This window comes from Burkholderia sp. IDO3, assembly GCF_003366075.1.
GTDB classification, from domain to species: Bacteria; Pseudomonadota; Gammaproteobacteria; order Burkholderiales; family Burkholderiaceae; genus Burkholderia; species Burkholderia anthina.
The window spans coordinates 136,579-147,962 of record NZ_CP028963.1 but is presented as its reverse complement, the minus strand read 5'-3'; the positions used below and the strand labels follow the sequence as shown (position 1 = coordinate 147,962).

The window sequence follows — 11,384 nt, the reverse complement described above, 5'->3', positions numbered from 1 at the left end:
CGTAATTGCCCAGCACCGAACCAGTCCGCTTACGTCGATGGAAAACCTGAACGGCATCGCCGCCTTCGTTCGCACCGCCGAAGCGCTCAGCTTCGTCGCGGCCGGCCGCGCGCTCGGCATCTCGGCATCGGCGGTCGGCAAGACGATCGCGCGGCTGGAGCAGTCGCTCGGCGTGCGCCTGTTCAACCGCACGACGCGGCGCGTCACGCTGACCGACGAAGGGCGCCACTTCTACGAACGCTGCCAGCGCATCCTCGAGGATTTCCGCGATGCCGAAGCGACCGTGACGGCGTCCGCGCAGCGCCCGCGCGGCAAGCTGCGCGTGAGCCTGCCGGTGATCGGCTACCGGTTCCTGCTGCCGGTGCTGCCCGAATTCAGGCAGCGCTATCCGGACGTCGAGCTCGACCTGGATTTCAACGACCGGATGGTGGATGTCGTCGAAGGCGGCTTCGACGCGGTGATCCGCAGCGGTCCGCTGTCGGATTCGAGCCTGATGTCGCGGCGGCTCGGCCCGTTCGCGTTCGTGCTGTGCGCGACGCCCGCGTATCTCGCACAGGCCGGCACGCCGCATGCACCGCGCGATCTCGACACGCACGATTGCGTGCGCTACTGCTTCCCGACCACCGGCAAGCTGCAGGACTGGGCGCTCGCCACCGACGACGGCACGCCGCTGAAACTGCGCACCGCGATGACCTGCAACAACATGGAAGCGCTGCGCGGCGCGGTCATGTCGGGGCTCGGCATCGGCTACATGCCCGACTTCCTCGCGCGCGACGCGCTGGACAGCGGCGCGCTCGTCACCGTGCTCGACGCCTACCGGATCGCGCCGGGGCAGTTCTCGATCGTCTGGCCGTCGAGCCGGCAGTTGTCGCCGAAGCTGCGCGTGTTCGTCGACTTCGTGTGCGAGCGACTGTTCAGGTAGCCGCCCGGCGCGCCGTCACTCCGCCTCGATCCGCTCCGCTTCCGCCTGCGGCAGCAGCGCATCGCTGTCGTCCTTCAACCCGACGCCCGTGAGGCCCAGCCGGCGCGCATGCGTCATCAGGTAATGCAGCTTGTGCGCCGCGGCGGCATGCGGCAGCCCTTCGGGCCGCACGTTCGAGATGCAGTTGCGCAGCGCGTCGTGGCAGCCGACCTTCGGCCCCCACGTGAGGTACACGCCGAGGCTGTCCGGCGAGCTGAGCCCCGGCCGTTCGCCGATCAGCATCGCGACGACCTGCGCGCGCAGCAGCTCGCCGATCTCGTCGCCGAGCGCGACGCGCGCCTGCGTCGCGACCACCACCGGCCCGATCCGCCAGCCGTCCGCGTCGAGCCGCGGACGCACGGCCTCCAGCAGCGGCAACGCCTGCTTCGTGGCCGCGAACGCCGACAGCCCGTCGCCGACCACGAACACCACGTCCGGCGCGTCGTCGAGCGCCGCGCCGTAACCGGCCAGCAGCGCGCGCCCGTCGTCGGACAGCTTGCGGCCGAGGTCGGGCCGGCGCAGGTAATGCTGACGGTCGGGCGCCGCGCTCTGCACGCCGAGCGTCGCGAAGCCGGCCGCGTCGATCTCGCGCCGCAGCGCGTCCGCATCGAGCGGCTGGTGCACCGCGTCGCGCGCCTGCGCGTGCGACAGATTGAACGCGAGCAGCGGCGCGGTCGGCAGGCTGTTGCCCGCGCGGCCGAGCGCGATCCGTGCGTTCGTGAACGACTTCAACTGCGCCCACGGATTCTTCTCGACGGCGTCGCTCATGCGGAAATCCCCATCCAGTCGTTCGCGCCCGCGAGCAGCGGCACGCGCGCGCTCGCGGCGCGCAGCGCACCGTGCGCGTCGGCGATCTCCATCGTCTCCAGCCATTCCTCGAACTCGGGCGCGCGGCGCAGGCCGAGCACCTCGCGCACGTAGAGCTGATCGTGAAACGACGTGCTCTGGTAGTTCAGCATCACGTCGTCCGCGCCCGGAATCCCCATGATGAAGTTGATGCCGGCCGCACCGAGCAGCGTCAGCAGCGTGTCCATGTCGTCCTGGTCGGCCTCCGCGTGGTTCGTGTAGCAGATGTCGCACCCCATCGGCACGCCGAGCAGCTTCCCGCAGAAGTGGTCCTCGAGCCCCGCGCGGATGATCTGCTTGCCGTCGTACAGGTATTCGGGCCCGATGAAGCCGACCACCGTGTTCACGAGGAACGGGTCGAACTTGCGCGCAACCGCGTACGCGCGCACTTCGCAGGTCTGCTGGTCGACGCCGAAGTGAGCATTCGCTGACAACGCGCTGCCCTGCCCGGTCTCGAAATACATCAGGTTGTTGCCGACGGTGCCGCGCTTGAGCGACAACGCGGCCTCGTGCGCCTCGCCGAGCAGCGCGAGCGAGATCCCGAAACTCGCATTCGCCTTTTCGGTGCCCGCGATCGACTGAAAGACGAGATCGACCGGCGCGCCCTTCTCGATCGCCGCGATCGTGTTCGTCACGTGAGTCAGCACGCACGACTGCGTCGGCACGCCGTAGCGCTCGCGAAACGCGTCGATCATCGCGAGCAGCTTCACGATCGCCGCGAGGCTGTCGGTCGCCGGGTTGATGCCGATCATCGCGTCGCCGCAGCCGTACATCAGCCCGTCGAGCATCGACGCGGCGATGCCCTTCACGTCGTCGGTCGGGTGGTTCGGCTGCAGCCGCACCGACATCCGGCCCGCGAGCCCGACCGTGTTGCGAAAGCGCGTGACCACGCGGCGCTTGCGGGCGCCGGCGATCAGGTCCTGGTTGCGCATCAGCTTCGACACGGCCGCGACCATCTCGGGCGTGAGGCCCGGCGCGATCCGTTCGAGCGCGGCGCCGTCGGCAACCGGCGACAGCAGCCAGTTGCGGAAATCGCCGACCGTCAGATGCGAGATTTCGGCGAACGCGGCCGCGTCGTGATCGTCGAGGATCAGCCGCGTGACTTCGTCGTGTTCGTACGGAATCACCGCTTCGTTCAGGAACGCTTTCAGCGGCACGCCCGCGAGCGCGATCTTCGCGGCGACCCGCTCCTCCTCGCTCGCCGCCGCGACGCCGGCGAGCTGGTCGCCCGAGCGCAGCGGGCTCGCCTTCGCGAGCAGCGTCTTCAGGTCCGCGAAATGGTACGTGCGCGGGCCGATCGTCTCCGTATAGGACATCGTTCGAATCTCCTTGCCAAATGCCGACGGCGCGCCCCGCTCGGCAGGGCGCGCCGGATGCCGTCAGGAACGGCCGTTCGCGTTCGTCATGCTCACTCCTCGAGCAGCGCGTCGCCCGGCGCGCTCGCACGCTGCGAGCGCGTCGCGAGGAAGTACGCGTAGCCGAGCGCGAGGATCGCGACGAACACCATCGCCACCAGCCCGTTGAAATACACCATCGTACCGAGGCAAATCAGGGCGGCAACGATCGCGAACGCCGGGAAGAACGGGTACAGCGGCGCGCGGAACGGCCGCGCCATGTTCGGCTGCGAACGGCGCAGCTTGAACAGCGCCGCCATGCTTACGATATACATCACGATCGCGCCGAACACCGACATCGTCACGATGTTCGCGGTGAGCGTCTGGCCGCCGAACTGAATCAGCTCGTCGCTGTAGATCGCCGCGATGCCGACCACGCCGCCCGCGAGGATCGCGCGGTAAGGCGTCTTGAAGCGCGGATGCACCTTCGCGAGCCATTCGGGCAGATAGCCTTCGCGGGCCAGCGCGAAGATCTGGCGCGAATAGCCGAGGATGATCCCGTGGAACGATGCGACGAGCCCGAACAGCCCGAGCCACACGAGCATGTGCATCCAGCCGCTGTTCGCGCCGACGATGTACTTCATCGCCTGCGGCAGCGGGTCGTTGATGTTCGCGAGGCGGGTCCAGTCGCCCGCGCCGCCGGCGAACACCATCACGCCGACCGCCAGCGTGACGAGCGTCAGGATGCCGGCCACGTAGGCGATCGGGATCGAACGCTTCGGGTTCTTCGCTTCCTCGGCGGCCATCGCGACGCCCTCGATCGCGAGGAAGAACCAGATCGCGAACGGGATCGCCGCGAACATCCCGTGGAATGCGCCGACGCTGAAATGATCGGCGCCCGACCAGCCGCCCTTCAGGAAGTTGCTCCACGCGAAGCCCGGCGACACGACGCCCATGAACACCAGCAATTCGAAGATCGCGAACAGCGTGACGACCAGCTCGAACGTCGCGGCGATCTGCACGCCGACGATGTTCAGCGCCATGAACACGAGATACGCGCCCATCGCCGCGTTTTTCGGTTCGAGCCCCGGAAACTGCACGTGCAGGTACGCGCCGATCGCCAGCGCGATCGCGGGCGGCGCGAACACGAATTCGACGAGGGTTGCCACGCCGGCCAGATAGCCGCCCGCGGGGCCGAATGCACGCCGCGCATACGCGAACGGGCCGCCCGCGTGCGGGATCGACGTCGTGAGTTCGGTGAAGCTGAAGATGAAGGTCGTATACATCGCCGCGACGAACATCGCGGTAATCACGAAACCCAGCGTGCCCGCACTCGCCCAGCCGTAGCTCCAGCCGAAGTACTCGCCGGAAATCACGAGGCCGACCGCGATGCCCCACAACTGCCAGGTCCCGAGCGTCTGCTGCAGCGCGGGCTGGCCGGACGACTTGGCGCCGGCGGCGGGCCGGCCATTCGACTCTGCTTTCATCGGATTCTCCTGAAAGGCGCGGGCCTGTCGGCCTGCTCGACTGAGAATCGATGCTAGAGAGTCATTAAACGACGTGTTATCGAAATTCGGCAAAGATGGCCGCTGACGTTTCGCCGACGGCAACGCCGCTGCGCGCGGCTTGACCGCCCCGGCTACCCTCCTCGGGCAGCCGGGGTGGCGCGGCCGGCTTACTGGCCGCCGCCGCGCTGGTTGAACCAGCGGTCGAGCAGCTTGCCGGCCGCTTCGCGACCGCCGAGGCCGAACGACAGCGCGACCGCCACCGCGATCGCACCGAGCACGAGGCCGAACGCGAGCTGCACGATCTCGTTGGCGATGCCCATCGCGCGCAGCCCCATCGCGAACACCAGGCCGAGGATCGCGAATTGCGCGATCCGCGCGAACAGCACGCTGTGTTCGCGGTCGGCCTGCTCGATCACGCGACGCGCAAGGCTCGCGAGCCACACGCCGATCACGAGGATCACGCCGCCCGTCAGCACGTGGCCGCCGAATTCGATGAACAGCGTGACGACGTCGCGCACCTGCGTGAAACCGAGCCGGTTCGCGGCTTCGACCGCGGCGAACAGCATCGCGAAGAACACGATCAGCCGTGCGACCAGCACCGACGGCTGCAGGATCCCCGAGAACACGCGTTCGACGCCGAGCACGGCCGGCAGCCCGTCGGCGCCGGCGGCTTCCAGCAGCTTCTGCGCGAGCGATGCGACGAAGCGCGCGAAATAGAACGTGACGAGCACGATCACGATCGCCGCGACGATGTCCGGCACCGCGCCGAGGAACTGGTTCAGCATGTTGGTGGCGGGCATCGAGATCGCATCGATCTTCAGCGCGTCGAGCGCGGAGATCAGCGTCGGTACGAACACGAACACGTAGACGATCGTGCCGATCAGGCTCGACACGCGCACCGGCGTCGGGCTGTCGAGCCGCGCGGTGAGACGATCCGCGCCGGCGGCAACCAGCAGGTTCGTCACGAGGCCGCGCAGCACGCGCGCGACGACCCAGCCGACGAAGCCGATCACCGCGGCCGCAAACAGGTTCGGCACGATCGCGAGCAGCTTGTCGATCATCCCCTGCACCGGCGACAGCAGGCCGGACAGCGCGAACGACGCGAGAATCGCCGGCAGGAACATCAGGATCACGAGCCAGAACAGCACGTCGCCGAGGTAGCCGCTCATCGGCTGCATGCCCGCGCTTTCGGACAGCTTGTCGTCGACCTTGCTCGCCTTCAGCGCACGGCTCGCGAGGCTGCGCAGCAGCGACGCGATGAGCCACGCGATCAGCGTCAGCGCCGCGCCGCCGATCAGGTTCGGCAGGTAGTTGACGATGTGCGTGACGAGCAGCGAGAACGGATTGGAGACCGCGTACAGATTCAGCACGTTGAAGATCCCCACCGCGGTGACGAGCAGCACGAGCCAGAACAGCCCGCCGGCGACGATGCGCTCGACGCAGGCGCCCTGGCCGGTGCTTTCGTTGATGCGCTGGTCGACCTTCAGCGCGTTGAGCAGCCGGAGCGCGCCGGCCCGCACCACCACGGCGATCAGCCAGCCGATCACCAGGATGCCGATCGCGCCCGCGATCTTGGGCAGGTATCCGCCTAGCGTGGTCTGCAGCGACGTGATGAAGCTGGAAGCATCCATTTCTTCTTCTCCCGAAAAACGTGGCGTTGCGATTGAACATCGACGAACTACCTGCGTACTTCGAAAACCGTGCTGTGCCGCCCGAGCAACTTACCCGAGAAAAATGACGTATTCATCGGATTTCACCGTCTTTAACTTTAGTCATAGATCGCAGGGGCGGAACCCCATTTCGATGAAATAAAAAAGGGGCGGATTCAGCATGCCTACGCCTCTCCGCACGATTTATCCATCGTGCGCGTGCTACCGTGGCGTCGATTCCTGCCGGAGCATGCCGATGACCGTCGCCACGCAAACCCGGCACGCCCGCGTGGCTGCGCCATGCGGCGCGGGTCGCGCGTGTGCATTTCGCGATGCTTGCGGTGTGCCGCCTGTGCCGCACCGGCCGATCCGTCCGTCTAGCCGTTAAAGCGAGGAGAAGAAGGCATGTTCAAGCATGAAGTCGAGATCCGGCGGCTGCCGGAACTGCGCGGGTATGCGGTTGCGCACACGGGTGCGTACCTGAAGGTCGGCGACGCGTTCGCGCACATCGGCGCGTGGGTCGCGCAGCACGGACTGATCGGCCCCGGCGCGAAGATGATCGGAATCTTCTACGACGATCCGGATACGACGCCCGAAGCGCAATTGCGGGCGAAAGCCTGTTTCGTGCCGGCCGACGGCGCGCCGGACGTCGCGCCGGCGCCGCCGGTCGAGCGTGTAACGATCGCGGGCGGCGATCATGCGGTGCTGCTGCACACGGGACCGTATGCGGACCTGAAAGCGGCCTACCAGTGGCTGTACGGCGACTGGCTGCGTCACTCGGGCCGCGAAGCCGCCGATGCGCCGTCGTTCGAGCTGTATCTGAACACGCCGATGGATGCGGCGCCGGCCGACCTGCAAACCGAAATTTATTTACCGCTGCGGTGAGTGAAGGGGCACGGGCCGGCCGGCGTACGTCGAGACCGGGATGATGCGTCTGCCTGATCGTGCGGCCGGCCAAGGGCCGGCGATCAGGCGCGGCCGGCTTGCGTCCCGCAGCTCGGGCAAAAGCGTGCATCGGCCGCCAGCGCGGCGTGACAGCGGCTGCACGCGTTGCCGCGCTGCGAGGTGCCGCACTGCGCGCAGAATCGCGCGTCCGCCGCGTTGAGCGCGCCGCAGCCCGCGCAGGCGAGCTGGCGCAGCGGCGCGTTGCCGCCCTGCGCGTCGGGCTGCGACTGCCGGCCCCAACCGTGACGGTCGCGGCCGCGCGCATCGTGGCCGCCATGGCCTTCCGCACCGTGGCCGCCGTGTTGCCCGCCGCCGTGGTTGCCGTGATGGCCGCCGCCATGCCCGCCGCCGTGGCCACCCAGGATCCGTTTCAGAAAGCGCATCGCCCGCTCCTCATCGCTGCGTCTGCGCGCCGTCGAACACGCCGGCCTTCGACAACAGCCGCAAGCCGTTGCCGACGACGATCAGGCTCGCGCCCGCATCGGCGAACACCGCCATCCACATCGTGCCGAGCCCCGCGACCGTCAGGCCGAGGAACACGATCTTCACGCCGAGCGCGAAACCGATGTTCTGCACCAGCACGCGATGCGTCGCGCGCGACAGCCGCACGAACGCGGGAATCTTGCGCAGGTCGTCGTCCATCAGCGCGACGTCGGCCGTCTCGATCGCCGTGTCGGTGCCCATCGCGCCCATCGCGAAACCGATGTCGGCGCGCGCGAGCGCCGGCGCATCGTTGATCCCGTCGCCGACCATCCCGACCGCGCCCGCGCCGCCGGCCGCCAGTTCCTCGACCGCCGCGAGCTTGTCCTCCGGCAACTGGTTGCCGCGCGCATCGTCGATGCCGGCCTGCTGCGCGATCGCCTGCGCGGTGTGCGGGTTGTCGCCGGTCAGCATCGCGGTACGGATGCCGAGCGCGTGCAGATCGGCGATCGCCGCGCGGCTCGTGTCCTTGATCGTGTCGGCCACCGCGAAAATGCCGAGCACGCGCGTGTCGTCGACCAGCATCACGACGCTCTTGCCCTGCCGCTCGAGCGCATCGAGCTTCGCCTCCAGCGCCGGCGAGCAGCGTTCGAGCTCCTCGACGAGCCGGTGGTTGCCGAGCCAGTAGCGCGCGCCGTCGATCGTGCCGCGCACACCGCGCCCGACGATCGCTTCGAAGTCCTCTACATCGGCGAACGCTGCCGTCTGCGCGTCGCGGGCCGCCGCGGCGATCGCCTGCGACACCGGGTGATCGGAGCGCGCCGCGAGGCTCGCGCCGAGATGGCGCACCTGCGCGGCGTCGACGTCGGCGGCATGCAGGTCGAAGTCGGTCTGCACCGGCTTGCCGTGCGTGATCGTGCCGGTCTTGTCGAGCGCGAGCCACGCAAGCTTGCGGCCTTCTTCCAGATAGACGCCGCCCTTCACGAGAATCCCGCGCCGCGCCGCGGCCGCGAGACCCGACACGATCGTCACCGGCGTCGAGATCACCAGCGCGCACGGGCATGCGATCACGAGCAGCACCAGCGCGCGGTAGATCCAGTCGTGCCAGGCGCCGCCCAGCACGAGCGGCGGCACCACCGCGACCAGCAGCGCGATCGCGAACACGATCGGCGTATAGACGCGTGCGAACTGGTCGACGAAACGCTGCGTCGGCGCCTTCGCGCCCTGCGCTTCCTCGACCGCGTGGATGATCCGCGCAAGCGTCGAATTGGCCGCAACCGCCGTCACGCGATAGTCGAACGAACCCGACTCGTTGATCGTGCCTGCGTACACGGCGTCGCCGGCCGCCTTCTCGACCGGCAGGCTTTCGCCGGTGATCGGCGCCTGGTTCACCGTCGAGCGGCCCGCGACGACTTCGCCGTCCAGCCCGATCCGCTCGCCCGGCTTCACGCGCACGACCGCGCCGAGCGCCACCTGCGCGGCTTCGACGGTGCGCCACGCGCCATCGGCGTCCTGCACGGTCGCGGTGTCGGGAGCGAGCCGCATCAGGCCCTGGATCGCATTGCGCGCGCGATCGAGCGACTTCGCCTCGATCAGTTCGGCGATCGTGAACAACACCATCACCATCGCCGCTTCCGGCCACTGGCCGATCGCCATCGCGCCGGTTACCGCGATGCTCATCAGCGCGTTGATGTTCAGATTGCCGTTGCGGATCGCGATCCAGCCTTTCTTGTAGGTGGTCAGCCCGCATGCGAGCACCGCCGCGAGCGCGAGCACGGCCGACAGCCACACCGGCAGGCCGACCCAGTTCGCCGCTTCGGACGCGATCGCCGCGACGCCGGCCAGCGCGAGCGGCCACCACGGCTTCGCGGGCGCGTCGGCGACGCGGGCGGCCGGCGCATCGGCCGACGCGGCCTCCGGCGTCATCCCGAGCGTGCGGATCGCGCTTTCGATCGCGGGCTGCGCGCCGGGCACGTGGTCGACGGTCAGCATCCGCTGCATCAGGTTGAATTCGAGCGCCGATACCTGCTGCATGCCGCCGAGCTTCTTGCGGATCAGCGTTTCCTCGGTCGGGCAGTCCATCTGCATGATCCGGAACGCGGAACGCACGTGGCCCGATGCGGTGGCCTGCGCGACCGGGAGCGGCGCGAGCGTCAGCGCGGCGGGCGCGCAGCAGTCGCCGGCCGCGTGGTCGTGGTCGTGGTCGTGGTCGTGGTCGTGACCGGCATGGTCATGTGCCGCGTGGTCGTGCGAACACGCCGCGCCGTGCCCGTGCCCGTCGCCGTGTGCGTGGCCGACATGGTCGCCGTGGTCGTGATCGTGCCCCGTGCCGTGCGCGGATGCATGATCGTGGTCATGGTCGTGGCCGCATCCGTGCGGCTGCGCGCCGCGCGATGCGCCGTCGCCGTGCGCGTGCTCGCCGGCCGCCGGCGCCGTGTCGTCGACGGTCGCCGCCTGCGAGTCGCGCGCGTCGGCGCAGCAGGTCTCGGCGCCGCCGGCATGACGGTGTCGTGGGTCGTGGGTACGCTGGGCGTCGGTCATGACAACCTCCTCTATGGCTTGACGGTGTAGAGTTAACACCCTGAAGCCACTACAAGGTCAAGCCTTGCAACGGAGAAAGCCATGAAGATCGGCGAACTGGCCAAAGCGGCCCGCTGCACGCCCGAAACGATCCGCTTCTACGAGAAGGAGGGGCTGATGCCGGATGCGGAGCGTACCGATTCGAACTACCGGAACTACACCGACGTGCACGTCGAGCGGCTGCGCTTCATTCGCAACTGCCGTGCGCTCGACATGGCGCACGACGAAATCCGCGCGCTGCTTCAGCTCACCGATACGCCGGCCGACCCGTGCGATTCGATCAACTCGCTGCTCGACGAGCACATCGGCCACGTCGACGCACGCCTCGCGGAACTCACGCATCTGCGCGATCAGCTCACCGAATTGCGGCGTCAATGCGTCGGCGAACATTCGGTCGAAGACTGCGGCATCGTGCATGGTCTGGCGACGATGGAAACCGTCGCACCGGCTGCGAAGCGCTCGCACCTCGGCTGAAACCCTTGTGGAATATGATAGTCTAGTTAATACTAGTTATATTCTCACTAGACATAATCGAACTATTCATGACATCGAGCCGCCCGTCTCCGCTTGCGCTCGCGGTCCTCGCGACGCTCACCGAAACGCCGATGCATCCGTACGGGATGCTGCAACAGTTGAAGGCCCGCGGTTACGACGAAGTCGTCAACGTGCGGCAGCGCACGAGCCTCTACCAGACGATCGACCGGCTGCTGCGCGACGGGCTGATCGCCGTGCACGATACCGAGCGCGACGGCGCGTTTCCCGAGCGCACGCTGTACACGCTGACCGAAACCGGACACACGGCCGGGCAGGCGTGGCTGCATGCGCTGCTCGCCGAGCCCGCGCGCGAATTCCCGGCATTCGGCGCCGGCCTTGCCTTCCTGCCGCTGCTCGACGCCGAAGATGCGCGCCACCAGCTCGAGCGCCGCATCGCCGCGCTCGAAGCCGAGCGCGAACGCCTCGAATCGCTGCGCAACGTCGCGCAGAACGAACAGGTGCCGCGCCTGTTCCTGCTGCAGAACGAGCACGCGCTCGTGCTGCTCAACGCGGAGCTCGACTGGGCCCGCAGCATCGTCGAACACCTGAAGATCGGCGCGCTGCGCTGGGTCGACGGCTGATCCGACGGCCGACTTGACGGCGAACG

General features: G+C 68.2%; 9 protein-coding genes and 1 pseudogene. 4 read left to right on the top strand and 6 right to left on the bottom strand.

What is annotated here, in order from left to right; genetic code table 11:
- Window positions 1–37 precede the first annotated feature (37 nt).
- Complete coding sequence (locus DCN14_RS15080) at window positions 38–922, top strand: LysR family transcriptional regulator (RefSeq protein ID WP_096506687.1); 885 nt, start codon at window positions 38–40, stop codon at window positions 920–922.
- A gap of 15 nt (window positions 923–937) precedes the next feature.
- Here DCN14_RS15080 and eutC read toward each other — a convergent pair whose 3' ends face one another.
- The 4 genes from eutC to DCN14_RS15060 form a co-directional block, all read right to left on the bottom strand.
- Entirely contained in the window at window positions 938–1,729 is a 792-nt protein-coding gene (gene eutC / locus DCN14_RS15075; RefSeq protein WP_096506688.1) for an ethanolamine ammonia-lyase subunit EutC, read from the bottom strand.
- Window positions 1,726–3,123, bottom strand: a complete 1,398-nt coding sequence (locus DCN14_RS15070; RefSeq protein ID WP_096506689.1) for an ethanolamine ammonia-lyase subunit EutB — start codon at window positions 3,121–3,123, stop codon at window positions 1,726–1,728. The genes eutC and DCN14_RS15070 overlap by 4 nt, the downstream gene beginning before the upstream one ends.
- Window positions 3,124–3,215: 92 nt before the next feature.
- Complete coding sequence (eat, locus tag DCN14_RS15065) at window positions 3,216–4,628, bottom strand: ethanolamine permease (protein WP_096506690.1); 1,413 nt, start codon at window positions 4,626–4,628, stop codon at window positions 3,216–3,218.
- A gap of 188 nt (window positions 4,629–4,816) precedes the next feature.
- Complete coding sequence (locus tag DCN14_RS15060) at window positions 4,817–6,280, bottom strand: mechanosensitive ion channel (protein WP_096506691.1); 1,464 nt, start codon at window positions 6,278–6,280, stop codon at window positions 4,817–4,819.
- Between the two features lie 334 nt (window positions 6,281–6,614).
- Here DCN14_RS15060 and DCN14_RS15055 point away from each other — a divergent pair.
- Window positions 6,615–7,183: pseudogene (locus DCN14_RS15055) on the top strand (GyrI-like domain-containing protein); the annotation flags it as partial.
- Window positions 7,184–7,266: 83 nt separating this feature from the next.
- On the opposite strand, the gene DCN14_RS15050 reads toward DCN14_RS15055, so the two are convergent.
- Both DCN14_RS15050 and DCN14_RS15045 read right to left on the bottom strand, forming a co-directional pair.
- Window positions 7,267–7,626: a zinc ribbon domain-containing protein gene (locus DCN14_RS15050; RefSeq protein WP_096506693.1), complete on the bottom strand. Its 360-nt coding sequence runs from the start codon at window positions 7,624–7,626 to the stop codon at window positions 7,267–7,269.
- Between the two features lie 10 nt (window positions 7,627–7,636).
- Window positions 7,637–10,204 carry a heavy metal translocating P-type ATPase gene (locus DCN14_RS15045; protein ID WP_096506694.1) on the bottom strand — a complete coding sequence of 856 codons (2,568 nt, stop codon included), beginning with the start codon at window positions 10,202–10,204 and terminating at the stop codon, window positions 7,637–7,639.
- A gap of 81 nt (window positions 10,205–10,285) precedes the next feature.
- Here DCN14_RS15045 and cadR point away from each other — a divergent pair, with 81 nt between their 5' ends.
- Both cadR and DCN14_RS15035 read left to right on the top strand, forming a co-directional pair.
- The gene (gene cadR, locus DCN14_RS15040) at window positions 10,286–10,717 is read left to right on the top strand and encodes a Cd(II)/Pb(II)-responsive transcriptional regulator (RefSeq protein WP_011350541.1); all 432 of its coding nucleotides are present in this window, start codon (window positions 10,286–10,288) and stop codon (window positions 10,715–10,717) included.
- A gap of 68 nt (window positions 10,718–10,785) precedes the next feature.
- Window positions 10,786–11,358, top strand: coding sequence for a PadR family transcriptional regulator (locus tag DCN14_RS15035; protein WP_096506695.1), 573 nt, complete (start codon window positions 10,786–10,788; stop codon window positions 11,356–11,358).
- The last annotated feature ends 26 nt before the right edge of the window (window positions 11,359–11,384 follow it).